Genomic DNA, 23013 nt, shown 5'->3' with positions numbered 1-23013 from the left:
CGCTTCAGCTTTTCTTATTGTCCAGCTCCGGCTCGCAACGCCTTGCGGAAAATAACCTTCCTCCGTCGACATGCAAGCATGTCTTCGTCGGAAGAACATTTTCCTTCCGGCGTTAGGCGCTCGCCTTCGCTTTTCTGTGTGGACGCTTCGTTTTGTTCAGTTTTCAAGGAACATTTTTCGTTAAAACGACTTTTTCATTCTAATATTTTCATTCTCTGTTGTCAACTGTTTTTTTATCAACGTCTCGCAACAATCGCGGTTGCGACGACGTTTTATAATATATCATCTCCTTTTTTGCAAGTCAATAACATTTTTTATTTTTTATGATAACAAAAAAATAAACAGCCCTTTTACCGGTGAAAAGCAAGGCTGTCATGTTTTCAAAAACAAAAGCGTCGCCCTCCAGCATGCAGAAAATGCATGTTCTCTTCCTGCTATTCGTTTTGCACTGAATAATAACGATGATATATATGACGACTTTTTGTCGGTATCTCTTCCACGGACAAAACTTTTTTCTCTGCTAAATATTCCAACATGATAATAAGATCTACCGAATACGGGGAAAGCTCCGGATGCTCTACAATTTCGGCAATGCTCCACGCCCCTTCTTTCTCACCTAACACTTTATACAAATGGGCGGCTCCTGATGAAATTCGTGAATGGATCAAAAATTCGTTTGCTAAAAATAAAAGCTCTAACCGTTTTTGCAACGGTTCTTCACTGCTCACAAGCTCCTCATACAACTTATAAATTTGTCCATCTATTTGTTTTACTTGGTCCCATACCGTTACTTCCGGATAAAATCCTTGTTCGATCACAGCTAGTCTTGCTAGGTGATGTAACGCATGAATAACATGATTATATGCATCTAATAATTGCCCTGCTTCAAAAAATGCCCTTCCATCCATATAGCGGCGAATCAGCTTTGCAAATTCTAACCCCATTTTTAATTGCCGCGTTTCCTCCGGAAATTCCTTCATACGGTTTCTCAGATGATGGATATAATCATTTCGGTCAAACAAAACTTTTCCATTGAATATCCAGTCAATCACTTTTCGATGGGAACCGAGAAGAAGCCATTCATTTAGCTTTGCTTCACTAACTGCATATAAGGCCGCTTTTTCTTCACCTAATGCATAATGTTTCATAAAGACGGGAGCATTCCCATCAGTGGTAATTACTAATAAAACCCTATCAAACGTATCAGTGACCGCTGAATTATTTACTTTCTTTTCAATCATTAAAATTCCTAATGTATCGCGGCGGCTAGCCCATTCTTGGTAGATGGGACGAAGCAAATCCTCCATAATCGTTTCCTCCATCTCCTTTATGCTGTCATTGCTTATTCGACAAAAATCGAAAAAATCCTCTTTATTGTTTTGCCCAACAGGACAAAAACATGCATTGGGAAGAAAAATGTTAAAATTAACGGATTTTCTGCACTTTATGGTATAGTGGTGTATATAGGAGGGACAAGCATGGGCATTAAATATTCAAGCAAAATCAACAAAATTCGTACATTCGCCTTAAGCTTAATCTTTGTCGGCATTTTTGTCATGTATATAGGTATATTTTTCCGCACCTCTCCTTTAGTAATGACACTGTTTATGATCTTAGGACTCCTTTTTATCATCGCTAGCACGGTCGTTTATTTTTGGATTGGAACATTATCAACAAGAGCTGTACAGGTGGTATGCCCTTCTTGTGGCAAAGTGACAAAAATGCTTGGCAGAGTAGACTTATGTATGTTTTGCAGCGAACCGTTAACATTAGATCCGGAGTTAGAGGGTAAAGAGTTTGATGAAAAGTATAACAGAAAAAAAAGAAAAAGCTGATAGCCATTTTCCTGCTATCAGCTTTTTAATGTTGGCGATGTCCGTTTTTCTGGCAGTCCGGACATGTTCCGTAGATCTCCATACGGTGATGATCCACTTTGAATCCGGTTACATGTGCGGCAAGCTGCTCCACTTCATCCAGCGCTGGATAGTGAAAATCGACAATTTTGCCGCACTGTTCACAAATAACATGGTAATGGTTTGATGTGACGAAATCAAAACGGCTTGATGCATCACCATACGTTAATTCTTTCACTAATCCGATCTCTTTAAAAACGCGCAAATTGTTATAGACGGTTGCTACGCTCATGTTTGGAAATTTTCCTTCCAGCGCTTTATATATTTCATCTGCCGTCGGGTGTGACATCGAATTAATCAAATATTCCAATATCGCATGACGTTGCGGAGTGATGCGTATTCCCGTCTGCTTTAACATATCAAGCGCTTCTTTTAGCTGTTGGTTGTCAGACACCGTCATGCACCTCTCTTCCTTCAAAAAATAAAAAGAATTATTATTTTATAATTTTTATAATTAGTCTACAAGTATTTTATATCATTTGTCAATATTCATTACCATTAATATATGAAACCGCCATATTTTTTTTACATTTTTCCCGAGAAGTCTCCCTTCCTCTAAACGGAGTAAAGGAGAGAGAGGAATCGGGAAGTTTTTGATTCCCAAAAACGAACATATGTGCTATAATCAAACTATCCTATCACGCAAAAAAAGAAGGGATTCTCATGCTTCGTGGCCAAAAAGTATTCTTCCGGGCATCGAAAGTGGATTTGGAACGATTGTACTCCTGCAATCGGGAATCCGCCCGTGTTTGGAACGAATGCCTCCGCTTAGCCAAAGAATACTTCCTCCAACATGGATGTTGGATCACCAAAAGCGAGCTGCAAAAGCAAACAAAAAGAAAGTTCCATCTTCACAGCCAATCGGTTCAAGCGGTCTGCCACAAATATCTCTTCGCAAGACAAGCTGCGCACCAAGCCATCCAACAAGGACATCCTGCCCGCTACCCCTACAAGAAAAAGAAGTATTTCTCTACGAAATGGGCAAAAGATGGATTCAAAGTGTATGAAAACGGAAAAATCGAATTGTCCATGGGCATTCATCACGGAAAACGGGAAAAGCCGATCGTCGTGTATGCGTCGCATCTGCCAAAGGGAACGATCAAAGAAATCGAATGCTGCTTTGATCATAGTCTTTATTTAGCCGTGACATATGAAGATGGACAAAAGGCCAAAGCGTATGAACCAGGGAAGGCCGTTGGAGTCGATCTTGGGGAAGTGCATACCATTGGAGCATTTTGCGAAAACGGTCAGGCTATTCTCATCACCGGAAGAAAAGTACGCTCCCTTCACCGGTTGCGGAATAAAAAACTGGCGGAGATTCAGCGTCGTCAATCCAAGTGTCAAAAAGGATCCCGTCAATGGAAAAAGTACGAACAGGCGAAAAAATATGTATTATCCAAATCCGAAAGACAGCTACGGGATGCGATGCATAAAACGACGAAACAGTTTGTCGACTGGTGTTTGAGGCAGTCCGCCTCCGATGTGTATATCGGAAACGTTGAAGGAGTGCAGCGCAATACGAGAAAGAAAAAGCAGGCAAGCCGCAAACAAGCGCAAAAACTCTCGAATTGGTCATTCGGGAAAGTGAAGAAGTATCTTGCTTATAAACTTGATCAGCATGGCATTCGCTTGCATGAAATCGAGGAGTCGTATACGAGCCAGACATGTCCTGTCTGTCAAAAGAGAAAAAAAGTATCTTCCCGCCTGTTTGTGTGCCGGTGTGGGTATGAGGAACATCGTGACGTTCACGGCGCGAGAAATATCTTAAGCAAGGCGCTGCATGGCACCTTTGTGCATTGGGACGTACAAACGAAGCTGACGTATCTACGGATTGCGTAAGCAAGAAGTAGTAGAAGGGTTGGACCGCCCCATCGGTGTGATGCCGATGTTGCTTACTGGACCCATCCAGAAGGCTTCCGATGCATTCATCGAGTGGAAGGAGGCCGCCTTCTTCCGCGCAGAAGCTTCTTTGATGGAGATGGTAAGAAACTCCCACCTCTTCATGGAATGAAGGTGGGAGAGGTTCATCAAAAAAATGTGCGGAAGAACGTTCCGCACCCATGTCACCCTTTCATTCATTTGAGGAGGTTAGTATCCATTATACGCAGCCTTTTTTGTTTTGTATGGACTTCTACCCAATTAACGGTACGTTAATGCAAATTTTTAGAGATATACTCGAGCGCCTCCTCGACATGACCCTTTACTTTGACACCTCTCCATTCTTTTACCAACTTGCCGTCGCGATCGATAATAAACGTAGATCTCTCGATGCCCATGTATTCTTTGCCAAAGTTTTTCTTCAGCTTCCAAACGCCGTACATTTCCGCTACCTTGTGATGCTCATCAGCAAGCAGCAAAAACGGCAGTTCGTACTTTTCAATAAACTTTTTATGCCGCTCGAGCGGATCGGTGCTAACCCCTAAAATAACCGTGTCCAACTTGGCAAACTGCTCGTAATGATCACGAAAATCGCATGCTTCTGTCGTGCACCCCGGCGTCATGTCTTTCGGATAAAAATATAGTACGACATGTTTACCGCGGAAATCCGAAAGGGAAACCATTTCCCCGTTGCTTGCCGGCAATGTGAAATCTGGTGCCTGTTGGCCAATTTGCAAAGCCATACTTTTCCCTCCGCAATATATTTTTCTTTTAGCGTAACGGAAGGAATGATAAATTGCAACGATTACCGCTTATCCCAGTCAACCATCGTTCGAACAACAAGCACAGCAGGCATAATATAACCTAACAAAGCTTCAATGATAGCAAGCCATCTTCCAATCCCCATTGGCGTAATGTCTCCATATCCGACTGACAATAACGTCACCCCGCTTAAATAAAGGCTGTCTTGAAGGATAGAAAAGCATTCGTTAGCTGTTTGATTGGCAGATGGGGCAAATACGTTATGCCCATTAATTTGAAGCACCATATATATCAGAGCGAAACCTAGCATCATTGTGATATACCATTGGATAAGAACAAATAAATTTTCTAAGGAAATACGACGGGTCGTTTTTATACTTGTCGTCCAAATAGACGCAATGCTGGCAAGTAACACCGTCGCTACAATTCCAATGAACGCGTACTCCATTGCTCTCACCTCGCATACTTGTCCATAACCATATATACAAAAACAAAAAGCCGATTATTCATATAATAAGTGGATTAGATATAAATGAAAGGGAGAAAACAATGCATACGATTTTGATTGTCGAAGACGATGATAAAATCGCATCCATGCTGAAGGAGCATATGGAAAAATATGAATATCGCGCACATATTGCGGAACAGTTTGACGATATTAAAAAGGAATTTATAAAGTTCCGTCCTCATCTTGTACTGCTCGACATTAATCTGCCTCGATTTGACGGTTTTTATTGGTGCCGGCAAATCCGAACGATTTCCCTCTGCCCCATTATTTTCATTTCTGCACGCAGTCATGAAATGAACCAAATCATGGCGATCGAAAATGGCGGGGATGATTATATTACAAAGCCGTTTAATTTAGATCTAGTCATGGCCAAAATCAAAAGTTTACTGCGGCGAACATACGGTTCTTACGCCGCTCCTATGCATCCCCATGTATATGAAGTATCAGGGTTGTATTTTTTATATGATCAACATATGGCGCAATGGAAAGATAAAACGATTGAGTTGACCAAAAAAGAATTCATTTTATTGGAACGTTTGGCGAAAAAAGTAGAAAAAATCGTATCTCGTGAAGAACTTTTGGAATCATTATGGGATGATGCGGAGTTTGTCGATGATAATACACTATCCGTCAACATTGCACGCGTTCGCAAAAAACTGCAGCAGATCGGGATTGAACAAGCAATCGAAACGGTGAGAGGAGTCGGTTACAAGTTAATAAAAACATGGGAGGGTTAACCATTCACTTGTTTCTGCGTGAGCATGTCTCGTTGGCCATTTTTCATTTCCTTCATACATTGCTTTTGTTATCGATTGTTTATTTATATATGCTAGAACAATCCTTGCACCCATCCTTCGGTATATTCGCATATCTTTTTACCGTCAGTTTTGTGTGTTTAGTAGTGTTTTTAGCCGTTCGTTTCGGGCGGCAACGCGATGCATATCGTTTTTTATCATCCAGTTTGCATCATTTGGATAGGAGCATCCCCTCCTTTAGCGGTTCTCCATTGCTGCTCCATGCAAATGATAAAACGCGCCCTTCCCATTTTATTACTCGTCATTATTGGAACGTATTTTTTATATACGTAAGCGAGCAGCGGGCTGCTGCGATATTATAAACAGCGAAAGCACTCCTATTATCGTGGCACAAACTTAATTACCGCCGCTGAACTGACATATAAACTGAAAGACAACGCGAGAATTTTAAGCATGGTGACGATTTTAACAGCAGTGACCTATACTTCTACCGGGGTGCTTGCCAACCTTTATTTTGGCAAAAAAGCAGAAGCACGGTTTCCGCATGCAATTGCACTTATATCAAAAAAGAACCGAAAGCCTTCGAAAACAAATTGCAAATACTGAAAAATGCTTTACGTGATGAGCATATTCCTTTTACAAGTCATAAGGCCGTTTTCATCCGCGCATATAATCCTAAAAAAACTAACGATGATATAATGCAAAACCTTGTTCTTATGCGTGTAACAGATTATAATCGATTCGCGGATTTGGCCGGTCTGCCGCATATATCGCTGCCAGCAAATACAGCGGCGTATATGCACCCTACCCCTGACCAAGGATATGAACTTATTAAAGGAAAACAAATTGCGATTGCCATAAAAAATAGTAATGAGACGTCGGTGATTCCGTTGGCTAAATCGATTCCCCAGCCAGCTATCAATCCTTCGGGGTTTATCGGATATATGTTAATTGTTCCTGATCATTTATATGCTAAATTTCATCGTCTCGCAGCGGAAGAAACGATTCAATATTACGCTGGTATATCATATAAAAATTGGGAAGCAAAAACATCCGTAATCAAAAAACTGAACCGCGTGATTCAAAAAGATGATGTCGATTTCACCAATCGTTTAGAATTCTTTAACCAAATGGAACAAATTTTCTCCTTAATGCTCTTTTATTGGTTTTTTCGTCAGTGCTCTCTTCTTTTTGGCGGCCGACACATTTTATATTTTAAGCTGTATAACGATTTGGAGCAGGACAGCAAGCAATACGAAGCGTTATCCAAACTCGGTTTAACATTAAAAGAAATGAAGCAAATCGCGGCGAAGCAAGTAGCAATTCTCTTTTTCATTCCGTTTGCCACCGCCACCGTCCATGTCGGCTTTGCCTTTAAAATGCTGCAAAACATGGTGTCCGTCTCCATGATCAAAGCAAGCGTGCTCGTCATTATCATCTTTTTCGTTGTTCAACTTGGTTACTATTTTTTGATTCGTTCGCTTTACACGAAAAAGATGGAGCAAGTAATGTAAAATTAAACGTTTTGCGGCCTTTTTCCAGGTATATAAATCGGAAAAAGGCCGCAGAATCATCTTTTTTCGCCTATACACAACACAGTGCTTAACTTAATAAACAAACTATCATTATCTAAATTCCAATGATCGAAAGACCAATGATCGAAAGAACGTATGTCCAGACTCCCACAAACAATAGCAGGATCAAGCTATAATAAATCGTCATTTTAAACAAGTTAGATTCTCTGCCAGTCTCTTGCACCGCGGCTGTTGCAATCGCGATGGATTGCGGAGAAATGAGTTTTCCCATAACTCCCCCGCTTGTGTTGGCAGCAAGCAATAACGAAGAGTTTGTCCCTATTTGCGTTCCTGTAACGACTTGTAAATGGCCAAATAAAGCATTGTTGCTCACGACAGATCCTGTTATAAACACACCAAGCCACCCTAATAACGGGGAAACGAACGGAAATGCATTTCCCGTCTTCGCTAATGCTAAACCAATCGCAGAGGATAAACCCGCATAGTTAGCCAAGTTGGCAAATCCCATGATAAAACAAATAGTTAATACAGGAATCCATAGTTCTTTACATGTTTCTTTTAAACTTTGTACTCCTTCGGCGAACGTAATGTTTTTGCTAAACATACCTGTGAACAGCACCGCTAATAAAATTGCTGTACCTGTTGCAGACACAAGATCCAGCTTAAATATTGCATCTAACGCAGTCTGTGTCGGCGCCACCGGAGGAATTTTTACAACTTCTCCATGCAAAAACGGCACTTTAAATAAAAGCGTAGTTTGATGAAGCATTCCACCTTCAGCAAACAGAGCTTTAAAACTCGGCAGACTCCATATAACAACGATTGCCGTTAAAATATAAAAAGGAGACCACGCATGGATGACTTTTTTCAAGCTGTATTTAGATTTTTCAACAACTTCCCCATCCTGATTCACTCGATATATCTGTGACGGCTGCCATTTTTTTAAGAAAATAGTTAGTGCCCCCATACTGACAAGTGCTGCTAAAATATTAGCCAACTCAGGACCGAATACAATGATTGTCAATGTTTGTACAATGGTATAGCTTCCGCTTACCACTAAAAGAGCAGGCAATGTTTCTCTAATACCTTTCCATTTATCTAAAATAAACACTAATAAGAACGGAATAAGAAACGTAATAAACGGTAAAATCCAAGCAAGTGTGCGAGATAACTCAATCGGAGTTAAATCTCCCATTTGTGCTGCGACAATAACCGGAATTCCAATTGCTCCAAACGCGCCAGATGCAGCATTGGCAATTAAACAAAGAGCAGCTGCTTTTAATGGATGAAACCCGAGTTCAGCAAGTAAAGCAGCAGAAATAGCAATCGGAACGCCAAATCCCGCGGCCCCTTCTAAAAATGCGTTAAAGCTAAAACCAATGAGCAACAGTTGAAGCCGCTGATCTTCAGAAATGTTTGCGATACTCCCACGGATAATGTCAAATTTCCCTGTTTTCACAGCGATTTTATATAGCCAGACAGCCATGATCACAATATAGCCAATGGGCCATAAACCGTTCGCGATTCCATAGATGGAAGCGGCAAGCGCCTTTGAAACCGGCATATGAAAAAACCAAACAGCTGTCACTAATCCAAAACAAAGAGTGAGAAAAGCGGCTTTTATTCCCTTCATCTTAAACACCGTTAAACATAATAAAAATAAAACAATTGGAAGCGCCGCAATGAATGCAGAAAGATACGCATTATGAAAAGGATTGTAATGTTGTATCCACATGATGTTCACCTTGTTGTTATTCTAAGTCAGTATTTATTGCTTTACCTCATCAAAATAACGGGAAAGAATGTCTTTTAATACGGTTACGCTATGATGAAATTGCTGTTGTTCTGTTTCATTTAGCTTCAATTCCATTACCTCGCGAATACCGTTTCGGTTGATAATGGCAGGTACGCCGATATAAACATTTTGCTCGTTATATTGGCCGTCCAGATAAGCGGAAACGGTGAGTATCGCATTTTCATTGTGCAAAATAGCGCGTGTAATGCGGACTAGCCCCATCGCAATGCCGTAATGCGTCGCGCCTTTTTTCTCAATAATTTGATATGCCGCGTCACGAACATTGATAAAGATATTTTCTAAATCCTCTTTTCGGTAGCTATCGTTTTGCGACAATATTTGCTCAACTGGAATACTTCCAATTTCCGCACGGCTCCAAACAGGCAGCTCTGTATCCCCATGTTCTCCGATAATATACGCATGCACATTGGTTGGAGCTACTTGAAAGTATTCACTCAGCAAAAAGCGGAATCTTGCCGTATCCAGAATCGTTCCCGAGCCGATCACCCGTTCTTTCGGTAAGCCGCTGAATTTCCAAGTAGCATACGTTAAGATATCTACTGGATTCGTTGCAACAAGAAAAATGCCATCAAACCCTGATCTCATCACAGAATCGACAATCGTTTTAAAGATATTCATGTTCTTGTCAACAAGATCGAGTCTTGTTTCCCCTGGTTTTTGGTTAGCACCTGCACAAATCACCACCAAATCGGCATCTCGACAATCTTGATAATCTCCATGCCATATATTCATTGGCTTCGGCGCAAATACTTTTCCGTGATTGAAGTCCATCACGTCGCCCTCCGCCTTCTCTTTATTCACATCAATCAACACTAGTTCATCCGCTATTCCTTGATTCATAAGGGCAAACGCATAGCTGGACCCAACGAATCCTGTTCCTACAAGCGCCACTCGATTCATGCATTGTCTTTTCATCGTTGTCTGTCATCCTTTCCAAAAATCAATTTGTGAAATTATTCACAAATTTATTGTGCATTATTTCACAAACTTTATCAAGTATCAACTATAAGAGAAATTTGTCTTTTTTGTTAACAGTTTGCTCACACAACAACATCCAATAAACGAAAAAACGGTCTGTCATTATTAACCTCCGTAATACCCTATAAAAAATAAGAGGGCGGATCCGTTAAAGGAATTTTTACTTCCTTTTGGATTCACCCTCTTTCTCAATTCCCCGCACCCCGATATCGCTTTACTCCTGCGTTCCATAAAACGACCGCAATCCCAAAAAAGATAACACCCATGATTGGAGTAAAAAATGCATAGCCGTACCATTCTTTTTTACCAAGAAAATACGATGCGGGATATACGCCAACAAACGCAAACGGCAAAATCCACGTTAAAATATAGCGGATAACGCGATGATAAATATCAATCGGATAGCGCCCGTAGTTGCTGATATTGTACATCATCGGCATGATCGATGTACGAGCATCAGACCAAAAACTAATAGTTGCCAATGACACAAATACTCCCGCGTAAATAAACGCTCCCCCTAAAACAAACAAAATAAACATCAAAATGTCATACCAATGAAACGAAAGAGATAAACGCGCACTTGCATACGCCATAATGATGATGCCCGTTACTCCGCCAAGCAACGATTCAAGTTCCATCCGCTCGAGAATAATTTGAAACAAGCTGTGCACCGGGCGCGTCAATACGCGATCCATTTCTCCACGCACAATATAGCGCTCATTAAAATCCCACAAATTAAAAAATGCTCCGAACACCGCATATGGCACTAAGAAAAAGCCGTAAATAAATAAAATTTCATCGCGCGTCCAGCCGTGCAATAACGACGTATGCCCAAACACAACGAGAAGAAAAACAAGATTGACCGCTTGTGACATCAAATCAGAAATAAACTCCACCAGCAAATCGGCACGATATTGCAGCTTTGTTTTCATGTATTGTGCCATATATTGAAAAAAGATCGATACGTAAAACACGACTCACCCTCCTTGAATGACAAGCTGTTTTTTCGCCGCTCGCCACAACAGCTGAATCGGGATGAGCAACAGCACACACCATACAAGCTGAAACAAAAGGCCATGGAGGATTGCTTGCCCTTGAAAACTTCCTGTTACAATCATACTCGGAATATAGCTAATTCCTTGAAACGGAAAGTATTTCATTGCCTCTTGCGCCCAATCTGGATAAAAGCTGATTGGCAAAATAAGTCCGGAAAACAAGTCGATCACAAATCGCTTTGCCCGCAATAACCCTTCATTGTTAAGGGTAAAAAATGCTATGATGCCGGCAAGCAAATTTAATTCTGAATTAATAATAAAACTAAGGGCAATCGACAAAGTGAAAAACATCCATGTATGAACATCGGTTGGAAAACGAAGCGGCAAAAATAAAGCGACAAGAAAAATTCCCGGAAGAGAAAGAAACAACAAACGAAAGATTCCTTCCCCTAATCCTTGCATCGTTTTCATTCCGAGATAACTGTAAGGACGAATCAGCTCTGTCGCCACTCTTCCTTCTTTAATCTCCATGGCGATTTCACGGTCGATATTATTGAAATAAAACGCCCGCGCCATCCATGAGATGGCGACATACGTGGTCATTTGCGCCATCGACATTCCTTGCATCGTCGATTTGCTGCCGTAAATCGCTGACCAGAGAAAATAGTACGCGGCGATATTAATGGCGTAAATAAGAATGCCCGTATAATAATTGGTCCGGTAAGCAAGCATCATTAAAAAGCGGATGCGGATCATCTCAATATATTTATCCATGCACAACACCTTCTTCATAGATGTTGCGTATAATTTCTTCTGTAGAAATTTCATTAATGTTCATATCTTGAATCGAATAGCGGGCGACAACGCGGCCGATCACTTCCGGCAATAACGCGGAAGGCACTTGTGCTGTCCAGACATTGTCTTGCTCCCCTTTTTTCCATATCACTTGCAGACCATTCGTTAGTTCTCGTAACGCATGAAACGTGATTTCGCCCGCAAACGTAAACTGGATTTGCTTTCCTTCTCCCCATTTTTCTTTGAGACGCTTAAGCGAACCATCGTAAATGATTTTGCCTTCATCAAGCATAATGACACGCTCGCATAACGCTTCGATATCGGAAATATCATGTGTCGTCAATAAAATCGTCGTGTTGTATTTTTCATTAATTTCTTTTAAAAACTGGCGGATTTTCAGTTTTACAAGCACATCGAGGCCAATGGTCGGCTCATCCAAAAACAACAACGGCGGATTATGAATGAGCGCCGCTGCCAGTTCACAGCGCATCCGCTGCCCGAGCGACAGCTTGCGCACCGGCTTGTCCAAGAGCGGGCCGATATCTAGCGCCTCAATAATATGTTCCATATGTTGCCGATAATCTTCATCGGAAACGCGATACACTTTTTTCAAGAGCCGAAACGATTCTTGCACCGCAATGTCCCACCACAATTGGGAACGCTGTCCGAATACCACACCGATCGTCCGCACGAACTTTTCCCGCTCTTTATGCGGATTCATGCCGTTGACGATCACTTTTCCCGCCGTCGGCGTCAAAATTCCCGTCAGCATTTTAATGGTCGTCGATTTTCCTGCGCCGTTTTCGCCGATATAGCCAACGATTTCCCCTTGCTTTACGGTAAACGAAATATCATTCACCGCACGAATGATTTTATAGTTTCGCGTAAATAAATCGCGAAACGCGCCGATTAAGCCGGAGCGGCTTGAATACGATTTAAACTCTTTTCGTAAGTTTTCCACTTCGATGGCGTTCATAGTTCTCCTCCCTGTATATAGACACAGAAAAAGGTATGAAATTCCTTTTTTCGTAAAGCGGAATGATTTTCGCTACGTATTGCATTATACATAAACACGCCGATATTTCATCTTTTTTGTTTTGTTATCATTTTCCATTCGTGTATCGTCCAATCACCGCCATGCGAAACGCCAAAAAGCTCCAATCACTATAAATATGTTAGAATAGGAAGGTAAAAGACTATGAGGATCACAGGAGGCTTTAGAACATGAATTTTACGAAATCGGAACAATTGTATCAGGAAGCGCTCAAGCATATCGTCGGCGGCGTAAACAGCCCATCCCGTTCGTATAAAGCGGTCGGCGGCGGAGCGCCGGTCGTCATGGAGCGGGCGCAAGGCGCTTATTTTTGGGACGTCGACGGCAACAAATATATTGACTATTTGGCGGCATACGGACCGATTATTACAGGCCATGCCCATCCGCACATCACGAAAGCGATTCAGCGTGCTGCAGAGACAGGCGTCCTTTATGGCACTCCAACTCCTCATGAAATTACGTTCGCGAAAATGCTAAAAGAAGCGATTCCATCCTTAGAAAAAGTGCGTTTTGTTAACTCAGGGACGGAAGCGGTCATGACGACGATTCGCGTCGCGCGCGCCTATACCGGCCGTGATAAAATCGTTAAATTTGCTGGCTGCTACCACGGACATTCCGATCTTGTCCTTGTCGCTGCCGGCTCTGGTCCGTCGACGTTAGGAACCCCAGATTCTGCCGGCGTGCCAAAAAGCATTGCCCAAGAAGTAATTACTGTACCGTACAACGATGTTGACTCATTCAAACAAGCGATGGAAATATGGGGAGACCAAGTCGCCGCCGTGCTTGTCGAACCGATCGTTGGCAACTTTGGCATCGTTACACCAAAACCTGGCTTTTTAGAAGCGATCAATGAGATCGCTCATCAGGCAGGAGCACTTGTCATTTACGATGAAGTCATCACGGCATTCCGCTTTATGTACGGCGGGGCGCAAAATTTATTAGGGATTGAACCTGATTTAACGGCAATGGGCAAAATTATCGGCGGCGGTCTGCCGATCGGCGCCTATGGCGGCCGTCAAGACATTATGGAACAAGTCGCCCCACTCGGTCCGGCCTACCAAGCGGGGACAATGGCAGGCAACCCTGCTTCCATCCTTGCCGGCATCGCCTGCCTTGAAGTACTGCAGCAAGACGGCGTGTATGAATACCTTGATAAACTTGGTGCGATGTTAGAAGAAGGCATTCTTCACCATGCCGACAAATATGGCATTCCAGTAACAATCAACCGGTTAAAAGGCGCACTTACCGTTTACTTTACGACCGAAAAAGTCGAAAACTATGAACAAGCACAGCGAAGCGACGGCGAAATGTTTGCGAAGTTCTTTAAACTCATGTTAAAACAAGGCATCAACCTCGCTCCTTCGAAATATGAAGCGTGGTTTGTCACGCTCGCACATACAGAAGGCGACATTGAATATACGCTTCAGGCGGTAGAAAACGCATTTAAACAATTAAAAAATGCATAATTATACAAGCCATCCAGGAAGGATCTTCTCCTGGATGGTTTGCTATATTTATGAAAACGGTTACAAACAAACAATAAAAAACTTGACAATTTTGTGAATAATATATCCAATAAAGTGAATAATTAATTGATTTGAACTTTCTGACATGGTATGATAAGTTATAAATTCTGAAAATTAAGACGTGATTTGCCGCTTACCATTCGGAAATCCGTCACTGACGTTATCAAGATGAAGCGGGGATCGGTTTTATAACGGGCTGACAGGACACGTATTTGTCCATGAAAATCTAGCGGAACAAGAGGGAGCATCTATACAAGGTGTAGTGCGCTAGAGCATGCCGATTCCATTGTACAGAGGTTTAGGGAATACAACAGGAGGTGAACGGCGAAGGCGGGTTCCTTCCCGCTGGATCACGCCACTTGCATATGAAACAACGCTGGAATCCGAATCTTTTCAAAAACTTTCATCAGGTCGAGCATGATGCCTGTGGTATTGTCGCCGCCATTGAAAAGCAGCGCATCCCGACGCGCGAAAACATTATGACATGCATTGATGCACTTGTCAAAATGAACCACCGCGCCGGCTTTATTAACGGCGAAGGAGACGGCGTCGGCATTCATATGGATATTCCGAGAAAACTGTGGATGGAAAAACTCGCAAATGCCGGCCAAAACCCGGAGATTGCCAATGACGAAAGCTTTGCCGTCGGCCATGTTTTCATCCATCGGTCTGCAGATGTAGACAATGTCAAAGCACAAATCAAACAGCTTTGTAAACGTTATGGTTTCTCATTGATTTTTGAATCGGACCGAGTCACTTCATCGAGCGCATTAGGTCCAATCGCGCTTCGACAAGAACCGGTATTTTGGCAAATCGCCTTGCTGCCAAACGACAAGATGCAACTTTCGAAACGGTTATTTGATCTCGCTATTGACATCGAGCAAGATGAACATGCCCATGTCGCCTCTTTAAGCAATTTCCACGTTGTCTATAAAGTGATGGGAGCCGGAGATATTTTGCCAAAATACTATCATGACTTGGCCCACCCATTTATCGCATCGACCATGACATTAGGGCATAACCGTTACTCGACCAATACGCTGTCTAACTTTTTCCGCGTTCAGCCGTTTAGCGTATTAGGACATAACGGAGAAATCAACACGATCGCAAAGCTGCGCGAGGAAGCGGTGATGATCGGCGTTCCGCTGACAAAAGACGGCAGCGATTCCCAAGATTTAAGCCGCACGATGGAAACGCTTATTTGCCGCTATGGCTATAGCTTATTTGAAGCGATGGATATACTATTCCCGCCTATTTTGAATGAAATCAAGAAATATCCGCCACACTTGCAAGATTTATATGCATACATCCGCGAGGCGTGGGGACATTTCGCCCAAGGGCCGGCGGCGATTATCTCCCGCTACGCCGACGAAGCAGTATTCAGCGTCGATGCCCTTGGTTTGCGACCGCTGTGGAAATTAGAAACGGAAAAGCGGTTTGTGTTTACGTCCGAACCGGGAATTATCCCAACATGCGAATATACTGGCGACCCCAAACCGCTTGCGCCGGGGGAAAAAATCGGTTTGATGTGGTCCGGCAGCGGAGCCATTCAAGTGTTGGAATATGAGCAATTCCAAGAAGAAGTATACACTCGTTTTTCGGGGCGGTTTGATATCGCAAACTTTCGAAAACGCCTCGATGTTCCGAAACTAGAAAACTATATATTTTCCTCCGCTCCGACTAAAGTGCATAACGGGCAATATGCGGCATTTGGCTGGGACAGGGAGCATATTCAGCTGTTAGAGCAAATGGCAGAAAAAGGTGCGGAGCCGATTCGCTCACTTGGTCATGACGCGCCGCTGGCAGCGATTGATCCGAACCGCAAAAATCTTGCCGACTTTATTAAAGAAAGCGTCGCTGTTGTCACCAATCCGGCGATTGACCGCGACCGTGAGATGGAACATTTCTCCACAAGAACCGTCATCGGAAAACGGCCATCTCTCGTAAAAAAAGCAGAAGCTTCCTATGTAATCGAGCTTGGCTCGCCGATTCTCATCGAGGGGAAAATCGGCAGTGATTGTTTAGCGGAACTAGGCCATCCTTCGTATGATCAAATCGTTCATTCGTTCCAAGAAAAACAGTTAACGCACATCTTGTCAACGACATTTACAAGCGAAGAAACAATTCCAGAAGCGCTAGCGCGTCTTGCCGCTGAAGCATGTAAGGCGGTTCGTTCCGGCAAAACCTTGCTCGTTTTAGACGATGCAGAGGCACACCAAAACGGAAACTTATGGATTGACCCATTACTTGTTACATCGGCGATTGATCAAGCGCTGACAAAACAAGATTTGCGCCGCGACTGTTCGCTTTTGCTTCGTTCCGGTGCGATTCGCTCCCTTCACGATGTGATCGTCGCCTATGGGTTAGGAGCAAACGCCATCAGCCCGTATCTCATGTTTGCGACGGTTGCGGCAGAAGAATCGATTACGCCTGTAGTAAACTTATTTAAAGCACTGAATAAAGGATTAGAAAAAGTCATTTCCACCATCGGCATTCATGAATTGCGCGGTTACAGCCGTCTCTTCTCGTCGATCGGACTGCATGATGAAATTGCCGATGTGTTAAACATCGTCAACTTCTTTGGTTCAGATTCATTGCAATACGATTTCGCGGCACTAAAACAAGACGCCATCGCCCGCGCCGAAGACTACGCCAACGAAAACGCCAAGCCGAGAAAAACGTTCCACCTCTTCCCGCGCATTTGGAAGGCGATTGGTGAAGTCGCACAAACAGGATCATATGACAGCTACCGGGAAAAAGCAAACGAGCTGGAAAGCGAAACGCCGACAACCATTCGCCACTTGCTGGATATGAAAAAATCCAACAAGCCGGTTCCGGTCGAAAAAGTCGATATTAGTGTCGGTGAACATAGCCTGCCGTTTGTCATTGCTTCGATGTCGTTCGGCTCGCAAAATGAAGTGGCGTTCCGTGCTTATGCGGAAGCGGCAGACCGATTAAATATGGTCAGCCTCAACGGCGAAGGCGGCGAAATTAAAGATATGCTCGGCAAATACCCGCGTACGCGCGGCCAGCAAATCGCCTCCGGCCGTTTCGGGGTCAACGCGGAGCTGTTGAACTCTTCGAATCTGCTCGAAATTAAAATCGGCCAAGGGGCAAAACCAGGCGAAGGCGGACACCTTCCAGGTTCAAAAGTGACGGCAAAAATCGCCGAAGCGCGGAACGCAACAGTCGGTTCCGACTTAATTTCGCCGTCCAATAACCACGACATTTATTCAATCGAAGATTTAGCGCAAATGATCGCCGAATTAAAAACGGCAAACGATAAGGCAAAAGTCGCCGTTAAAGTGCCGGTCGTGCCAAACATTGGAACGATTGCCGTCGGCATCGCCAAAGCGGGGGCGGATATTATTACATTAAGCGGCTTTGACGGCGGAACCGGGGCGGCGCGCATCCACGCCCTGCAGCATGTCGGCCTGCCAGTGGAAATCGGAGTAAAAGCGGCCCATAACGCGCTCATCGAAGCCGGTTTGCGACACAAAGTCGAAATTTGGGCGGACGGCGGCATCAAGAGCGCGCTGGACGTTCTTAAAGTGATGCTGCTTGGGGCAAACCGCATCGGCTTCGGTACATTATCAATGATCGCGATCGGCTGTACGACCTGCCGCGGCTGTCATTTAGATACGTGCCACGTCGGCATTGCTACGCAAATTGAATCGGTAGCACAAGCAAAAGAGCATGGGCTGCGCCGTTTCGTACCGCGGCAATTCGAGGCGGCGGTGCAAGGATTAGTCAACTTATTCACCGCTTTTGGAAACGAGCTAAAAGCGTTAACAGCAGCTCTCGGGGTTACCCGTCTGCAAGATGTTGTCGGCCGCTCTGACTTATTGGGACAAACAAGAGGACTGGGGCAAATGAATCTAGCAAACTTGCTCGAAGTGCTCGAGGTCGAGCAGCTGGCGCCAAAAGAAGCGGCCGCAAGCGCGGAAGAACCAGCATTGCTCGTGGCCGCTGGAGCGGAATATCTTGATTATCATGTAGAAGATTTGCACCGCTCCCGTGAATTTACGACTGTGACATCGGAACAGCGCGTTCTTGGCAGCCGTGTTTCATGCCACCGCGTGCGCGGACGTCTGGATGGTTCGTACAAAAAATTGCCAAACGTCACCTTGCGCTATACGAAAGGCTCGATCCCAGGGAACGGCCTTGGCGCTTATAACACTCATGGCATTCACATTCATGTTGACGGCGGCGGACAAGATGGCGTCGGAAAAACCGCATTTGGCGGCAGCGTCTTGATTTTTAAAGCAAAAGGAAAAGACGGAAAATTTTATAATGGGTCTGTCGGCAAAGGCTTTGGATACGGTGCGCAAAAAGGACTTCTCGTCGTGCAAGGAAACGCCGATGCACGCGCCGGCATCCGCCTCTCCGGCGCCGATATGATCATCGGCGGCCAAGTAACCGTTCCGCTTCCGGATGAAGAACACGGAAACATCGGAACACGCGCCAATATTAAAGGGTTTGCTTTTGAATACATGACAAATGGACGCGGGCTCGTCCTTGGCGACCCAGGCCCATGGATTTGCGCCGGCATGACAGGTGGTGTCGTCTACTTGCGCCATCAGCCTGAAATGGGCTTAACCAAAGCGGCGTTAGAGCGCCGCATCGCCAAAGGAGCGCAAGTACGCCTCGAGCCATTAAACGAACGCGGCAAAGCAGATGTCGAAGAACTGTTATCGACATACATTGAACTGTTAAAAGAACATGATCAGCACGAAGAAGCGCAATCATTACAGCCGCTTCTCGAAAACGTAGAAGACCATTTCTTCCAAATCATCCCGACAAAAGAACAAGCAGACCCTTCGATTTCGACGGAATGACGAAAAGAGCATCCTGCTCACGGCGGGATGCTCTTTTTTGATTTGCTCTTACATCCATTGTTCTCTCCTGCCGGCACTTCTTTATCGATCGTTTCATAGTATATTGTTGCTGTGTCCTTACTAGCCTATCATCAAAGATTGTCATATTTATTTTTTTACCTTTTGCATCGATAAATGTTATTGTATATTTGTACCCCTTGATCTTATCCGGTGTTTGTTTTTTCCGCTTCATTTCATGTTTCTAGCAAACGTCTTATTTTGCGTAAATCGTTGACAGTGACGCTTTTCCCTGACTTCCCTTCCTTGATTTGCAAAGAAACAATTTTTTCATGCAAAAAGGACTTCATCGTAACAGGCACGGCGCAGCCAACACGACCAATCATGCCAACAGCCACCATCCATTTCGCAAGAGAATCTCTCCTGCCATTTTTGAACCAAAATCCCCGGACACATTCCCCTTCTATCATGCGAAACATTTAGGCAGAGAGGTTCACATATTCCATGTATATTTCCCACTTGATATCATATATAAAAGCGTGTATAGTACTAAATTGTTTACGAGAACGAAAGAGGAGAGGTTTGAAGATACTATGAAGCTCGGTGCCCGCATTTTTAAAACGGGAATCGCCGTTACATTGGCGCTTTTCCTCGCAGCACTGCTACACTTGCCTTCTCCCGTATTCGCGGGAATTTCGGCTGTGTTTGCGATGCAGCCGACGATCTACCGCTCTTACCTTTCATTGGTCGAACAAGTGCAGGCGAATATCATCGGGGCCGTCTTGGCAATCATCGCCGTCCTGTTATTTGGACGCGATCCATTTATTATCGGCCTTACGCTGATGATTGTTATCGCCCTCTGCTTAAAAATGCGCCTAGAATCTACCATTTCAGTGGCGCTGGTTACGGTTATTGCGATTATGGAATATACGGATAAACAGTTTATCGAATTTGCCGTTATCCGCTTTCTCACCATTATGCTTGGCATATTTGCTGCTTTTGTTGTCAATTTAATCTTTCTACCGCCAAAATATGAAAAGAAACTATATGAAAAAATTACCGAAAACACGGAAAACATTTTAAAGTGGATTCGCATCCATACGAGACACGCATCGGAACATCACATTTTAAAAGAAGATATTGAAAAAATGAAAGAAAATATGACAAAGCTTGAACATCTTTACTTAATGTATAAAGAAGAGCGCACGTATTTTCGTAAAAATCGCTTCCAAAAATCGCGAAAGCTCGTGTTATACCGGCAAATGATCGTCGCGACTAACCGGGCGCTCGAGACATTAAAACTTCTCCATCGTTTTGAAAACGAACTGTATCACATGCCGCTCGAATTCCAGCAAATCATCCGTTCACAGTTAGATTGCCTGCTTCATTATCACGAACAAATACTATTAAAGTTTATTGGCAAAGTAAAACACCTGCCGCATACTGACACAGTCAATGAAACACATCATGAAAGAATGCGGCTCATTGAGGCGTTTTACGCGCATCACCATCAATCGCACGAATATTATCTTTTCTCGTTGGTTGGCACGATTATCGATTACAGCGAGCAGTTGGAACGTCTTGATAAGCTGATTGACAGCTTCCATCATTATCATCATGATTCTTCCTTAGCGAAAACTTTAGTCAATGACTAAAAGGCTATCTCCGCTGAAGAGATAGCCTTTTTCGTTAGCTTTTCATGCGCGGGTCTAGCGCATCGCGCAATCCGTCGCCCATTAAGTTAAAGCCAAGCACCGTAAGCATAATGGCCAGCCCCGGAAAAATCATCGTCCATGGCGCCTGTGTCAAAAAGTCTTTCGAATCAGCAAGCATTTTCCCCCACTCCGGATTTGGCGGCTGCGCCCCTAGTCCTAAAAATCCAAGAGCGGCCGCTTCAATGATGGCCGTCGCAATCGCCAGCGTCCCCTGTACAATAATCGGTGCCATGCTGTTTGGCAAAATGTGGTGGAACAAAATGCGCGTATCACTCATTCCAATTGCTTTTGCCGCCATGATGTATTCTTCTTGTTTAATGCTTAAGACGCGCGAGCGGATCAAGCGCCCAAAGTTCGGAATGTTGATGACGGCAATCGCAATTAATGCATTTTGCAAAGACGGCCCGAGCACAGCGACAATACCAATAGCCAACAAAATGCTTGGAAAGGCGAGCATAATATCAAACAGTCGCGAAATAATGCCGTCAATCCAGCGCCCGTAATATCCCGCGATGATGCCGAGCAGCGAGCCGGCAATGACCGAGCCAAGCACAGAGAAAAAGCCGACCCACAGTGAGATTCTCGCCCCGTAAATAACACGTGAGAAAATATCCCTTCCAAAATCGTCCGTTCCAAATAAATGTTTCGATGACGGCGGCTGGAGCCGCTCTGCTAAATTTTGATCTTTAAAGTCATAAGGCGCCAGCAGTGGAGCAAAAATGGCCAGCAAGATAAAAAAGACGACGATGCCCAGTCCGATAAGAGCGATTTTGTTTTTGCGAAATCGGCGCCATCCTTCTTTCCATAGGGAAGCAGACTCTGTTTTTTCTTGCACCGTATGCATCGGCGTTTGATTGCGTGCCAGTTCCGCCATATCCGCTTTCCCCCTTCCTTAGTTATATTTGATGCGTGGATCGATCATCGCATAAAGCAGATCGACGATTAAGTTAATAAAAATAAAGATGGTAGCGATCACCAAAATTCCCGACTGAATAACCGGATAATCACGATAGCCAATCGCGTCGTAAATGTAGCGGCCAATGCCGGGCCAGCTGAAAATCGTCTCTGTTAAAATCGCGCCGCCAAGCAATAGGCCTGTTTGCAAACCAATAACGGTCAACACTGGAATGATGGCATTTTTCAATGAATGCTTATACACGACCCAAAACATGCTTAACCCTTTTGCTCTTGCCGTGCGGATGTAATCCGATTTCATCACTTCGAGCATGCTCGAGCGCGTAATCCGGGCGATAATCGCCATTGGAATCGTCGCTAAGGCGACACTTGGCAAAATTAAATGCTGCACGACTTGCATAAATTGCTCCGTATTTCCTGCTAGAAGCGTATCAAGCAAATACAGGTGGGTAATCGGCTCAATCGGGCTTCTCACGTCTTCCCTTCCTGATGTCGGCAGCCAATCTAACTGAATCGCAAACACCCACTGCTCCATCAAGCCCAGCCAGAAAATCGGCATCGAAACGCCAATAAGCGCCAGCACCATCGCGATATAGTCAAACCAGGAATTTTGAAACCAAGCACTAATAATGCCAGCATTGACCCCGATGACGACTGCGATGATCATCGCGGCAAGCGACAGCTCCAGCGTCGCCGCTAAATACGGCCAAATTTCATCCGATATCGCGGCGCCGGTGCGGATCGACTCTCCTAAATCTCCATGCAGCAGGCTGCCTAAATATTTAATGTACTGCACATACCAAGGTTGATCTAAGCCTAGCTTATGCGTTAACGCGGCAACCGCTTCCTTCGTCGCTTTCTGTCCTAAAATGACTTGCGCGGGATTGCCCGGTATCGCGCGAATCATGAAAAAAACGACAAGTGACATTCCCAACAATACAGGGATGACCATGAGTATTCTTCTGACTGCATATGAAAGCACTTCTCTCCCTCCTTTTGCCGATCATGAAAAAGAGGGGAGGATGCACTCCTT

The 23013-nt window shown here is 44.1% G+C and carries 19 protein-coding genes; 7 read left to right on the top strand and 12 right to left on the bottom strand.

The features are described from left to right. Positions 1-434 precede the first annotated feature (434 nt). Positions 435-1307, bottom strand: coding sequence for a nucleotidyltransferase-like protein (locus GCA01S_RS13715; protein ID WP_017436529.1), 873 nt, complete (start codon positions 1305-1307; stop codon positions 435-437). A gap of 171 nt (positions 1308-1478) precedes the next feature. On the opposite strand from GCA01S_RS13715, the gene GCA01S_RS13710 reads away from it, so the two are divergent. Then, positions 1479-1835, top strand: coding sequence for a YgzB family protein (locus GCA01S_RS13710; protein ID WP_017436530.1), 357 nt, complete (start codon positions 1479-1481; stop codon positions 1833-1835). Positions 1836-1860: 25 nt separating this feature from the next. On the opposite strand, the gene perR is transcribed toward GCA01S_RS13710, so the two are convergent. Continuing rightward, the gene (gene perR, locus GCA01S_RS13705) at positions 1861-2313 is read right to left on the bottom strand and encodes a peroxide-responsive transcriptional repressor PerR (RefSeq protein ID WP_017436531.1); all 453 of its coding nucleotides are present in this window, start codon (positions 2311-2313) and stop codon (positions 1861-1863) included. 263 nt (positions 2314-2576) lie between these two features. Between perR and GCA01S_RS13700 the strand changes: the two genes are divergently transcribed. Beyond that, a complete protein-coding gene (locus tag GCA01S_RS13700) occupies positions 2577-3752 on the top strand; it encodes an RNA-guided endonuclease InsQ/TnpB family protein (RefSeq protein WP_042410770.1) in 1176 nt (391 codons plus the stop codon). A 311-nt stretch (positions 3753-4063) separates the two neighbouring features. On the opposite strand, the gene bcp is transcribed toward GCA01S_RS13700, so the two are convergent. Together bcp and GCA01S_RS13685 are read right to left on the bottom strand one after the other, a co-directional pair. After that, the gene (gene bcp, locus GCA01S_RS13690; RefSeq protein WP_042410766.1) at positions 4064-4534 is read right to left on the bottom strand and encodes a thioredoxin-dependent thiol peroxidase; all 471 of its coding nucleotides are present in this window, start codon (positions 4532-4534) and stop codon (positions 4064-4066) included. 62 nt (positions 4535-4596) lie between these two features. After that, positions 4597-5001 carry a potassium channel family protein gene (locus GCA01S_RS13685; protein ID WP_143420817.1) on the bottom strand — a complete coding sequence of 135 codons (405 nt, stop codon included), beginning with the start codon at positions 4999-5001 and terminating at the stop codon, positions 4597-4599. A gap of 101 nt (positions 5002-5102) precedes the next feature. Between GCA01S_RS13685 and GCA01S_RS13680 the strand changes: the two genes are divergently transcribed. Together GCA01S_RS13680 and GCA01S_RS13670 are read left to right on the top strand one after the other, a co-directional pair. Then, a complete protein-coding gene (locus tag GCA01S_RS13680; RefSeq protein ID WP_042410763.1) occupies positions 5103-5798 on the top strand; it encodes a response regulator transcription factor in 696 nt (231 codons plus the stop codon). A 716-nt stretch (positions 5799-6514) separates the two neighbouring features. Continuing rightward, positions 6515-7330 carry a hypothetical protein gene (locus GCA01S_RS13670; RefSeq protein ID WP_042410759.1) on the top strand — a complete coding sequence of 272 codons (816 nt, stop codon included), beginning with the start codon at positions 6515-6517 and terminating at the stop codon, positions 7328-7330. 115 nt (positions 7331-7445) lie between these two features. On the opposite strand, the gene GCA01S_RS13665 is transcribed toward GCA01S_RS13670, so the two are convergent. The 5 genes from GCA01S_RS13665 to GCA01S_RS13645 form a co-directional block, all read right to left on the bottom strand. Further along, positions 7446-9086, bottom strand: coding sequence for an L-lactate permease (locus GCA01S_RS13665; RefSeq protein WP_042410758.1), 1641 nt, complete (start codon positions 9084-9086; stop codon positions 7446-7448). A gap of 33 nt (positions 9087-9119) precedes the next feature. Then, a complete protein-coding gene (locus tag GCA01S_RS13660; RefSeq protein WP_042410756.1) occupies positions 9120-10082 on the bottom strand; it encodes an L-lactate dehydrogenase in 963 nt (320 codons plus the stop codon). A gap of 251 nt (positions 10083-10333) precedes the next feature. Next, on the bottom strand, positions 10334-11119 hold the full coding sequence (locus GCA01S_RS13655) for an ABC transporter permease (RefSeq protein ID WP_042410755.1): 786 nt from the start codon (positions 11117-11119) through the stop codon (positions 10334-10336). Between the two features lie 3 nt (positions 11120-11122). After that, entirely contained in the window at positions 11123-11914 is a 792-nt protein-coding gene (locus GCA01S_RS13650; protein WP_017436541.1) for an ABC transporter permease, read from the bottom strand. Next, positions 11907-12911: an ABC transporter ATP-binding protein gene (locus tag GCA01S_RS13645; protein ID WP_017436542.1), complete on the bottom strand. Its 1005-nt coding sequence runs from the start codon at positions 12909-12911 to the stop codon at positions 11907-11909. Before GCA01S_RS13645 ends, GCA01S_RS13650 begins: the two co-directional genes overlap by 8 nt. Before the next feature lie 248 nt (positions 12912-13159). Between GCA01S_RS13645 and GCA01S_RS13640 the strand changes: the two genes are divergently transcribed. Beyond that, positions 13160-14455, top strand: coding sequence for a glutamate-1-semialdehyde 2,1-aminomutase (locus GCA01S_RS13640; protein WP_017436543.1), 1296 nt, complete (start codon positions 13160-13162; stop codon positions 14453-14455). A 425-nt stretch (positions 14456-14880) separates the two neighbouring features. Next, positions 14881-19353: a glutamate synthase-related protein gene (locus GCA01S_RS13635; RefSeq protein WP_042410778.1), complete on the top strand. Its 4473-nt coding sequence runs from the start codon at positions 14881-14883 to the stop codon at positions 19351-19353. Between the two features lie 233 nt (positions 19354-19586). Here the strand turns inward: GCA01S_RS13635 and GCA01S_RS20185 are convergent, their stop codons facing one another. Beyond that, positions 19587-19736, bottom strand: a complete 150-nt coding sequence (locus GCA01S_RS20185) for a hypothetical protein (protein WP_155835578.1) — start codon at positions 19734-19736, stop codon at positions 19587-19589. Between the two features lie 207 nt (positions 19737-19943). Here GCA01S_RS20185 and GCA01S_RS13625 point away from each other — a divergent pair, with 207 nt between their 5' ends. Continuing rightward, positions 19944-21005: an FUSC family protein gene (locus tag GCA01S_RS13625; RefSeq protein ID WP_042410753.1), complete on the top strand. Its 1062-nt coding sequence runs from the start codon at positions 19944-19946 to the stop codon at positions 21003-21005. A gap of 34 nt (positions 21006-21039) precedes the next feature. Here the strand turns inward: GCA01S_RS13625 and nikC are convergent, their stop codons facing one another. Continuing rightward, positions 21040-21939: a nickel transporter permease gene (gene nikC, locus GCA01S_RS13620; protein ID WP_042410752.1), complete on the bottom strand. Its 900-nt coding sequence runs from the start codon at positions 21937-21939 to the stop codon at positions 21040-21042. A gap of 18 nt (positions 21940-21957) precedes the next feature. Next, complete coding sequence (locus GCA01S_RS13615; RefSeq protein ID WP_042410751.1) at positions 21958-22962, bottom strand: ABC transporter permease; 1005 nt, start codon at positions 22960-22962, stop codon at positions 21958-21960. Positions 22963-23013 lie beyond the last annotated feature (51 nt).

The sequence above is a fragment of the Parageobacillus caldoxylosilyticus NBRC 107762 genome (genome assembly GCF_000632715.1).
GTDB classification, from domain to species: domain Bacteria; phylum Bacillota; class Bacilli; order Bacillales; family Anoxybacillaceae; genus Saccharococcus; species Saccharococcus caldoxylosilyticus.
This window is presented reverse-complemented; position numbering and strand designations above follow the sequence as displayed.

Bases quoted from the DNA above. Each gene is read 5' to 3' on its own strand.
- GCA01S_RS13660 (WP_042410756.1), bottom strand. From the start codon at position 10,082: ATGAAAAGACAATGCATGAATCGAGTGGCGCTTGTAGGAACAGGATTC.
- GCA01S_RS13645 (WP_017436542.1), bottom strand. From the start codon at position 12,911: ATGAACGCCATCGAAGTGGAAAACTTACGAAAAGAGTTTAAATCGTAT.
- bcp (WP_042410766.1), bottom strand. From the start codon at position 4,534: ATGGCTTTGCAAATTGGCCAACAGGCACCAGATTTCACATTGCCGGCA.
- GCA01S_RS13670 (WP_042410759.1), top strand. From the start codon at position 6,515: ATGCAAAACCTTGTTCTTATGCGTGTAACAGATTATAATCGATTCGCG.
- perR (WP_017436531.1), bottom strand. From the start codon at position 2,313: ATGACGGTGTCTGACAACCAACAGCTAAAAGAAGCGCTTGATATGTTA.
- GCA01S_RS13715 (WP_017436529.1), bottom strand. From the start codon at position 1,307: ATGGAGGATTTGCTTCGTCCCATCTACCAAGAATGGGCTAGCCGCCGC.
- GCA01S_RS13625 (WP_042410753.1), top strand. From the start codon at position 19,944: ATGAAGCTCGGTGCCCGCATTTTTAAAACGGGAATCGCCGTTACATTG.
- GCA01S_RS13650 (WP_017436541.1), bottom strand. From the start codon at position 11,914: ATGGATAAATATATTGAGATGATCCGCATCCGCTTTTTAATGATGCTT.
- GCA01S_RS13665 (WP_042410758.1), bottom strand. From the start codon at position 9,086: ATGTGGATACAACATTACAATCCTTTTCATAATGCGTATCTTTCTGCA.
- GCA01S_RS13710 (WP_017436530.1), top strand. From the start codon at position 1,479: ATGGGCATTAAATATTCAAGCAAAATCAACAAAATTCGTACATTCGCC.
- GCA01S_RS13640 (WP_017436543.1), top strand. From the start codon at position 13,160: ATGAATTTTACGAAATCGGAACAATTGTATCAGGAAGCGCTCAAGCAT.
- nikC (WP_042410752.1), bottom strand. From the start codon at position 21,939: ATGGCGGAACTGGCACGCAATCAAACGCCGATGCATACGGTGCAAGAA.
- GCA01S_RS13635 (WP_042410778.1), top strand. From the start codon at position 14,881: ATGAAACAACGCTGGAATCCGAATCTTTTCAAAAACTTTCATCAGGTC.
- GCA01S_RS13700 (WP_042410770.1), top strand. From the start codon at position 2,577: ATGCTTCGTGGCCAAAAAGTATTCTTCCGGGCATCGAAAGTGGATTTG.
- GCA01S_RS20185 (WP_155835578.1), bottom strand. From the start codon at position 19,736: ATGATTGGTCGTGTTGGCTGCGCCGTGCCTGTTACGATGAAGTCCTTT.
- GCA01S_RS13685 (WP_143420817.1), bottom strand. From the start codon at position 5,001: ATGGAGTACGCGTTCATTGGAATTGTAGCGACGGTGTTACTTGCCAGC.
- GCA01S_RS13680 (WP_042410763.1), top strand. From the start codon at position 5,103: ATGCATACGATTTTGATTGTCGAAGACGATGATAAAATCGCATCCATG.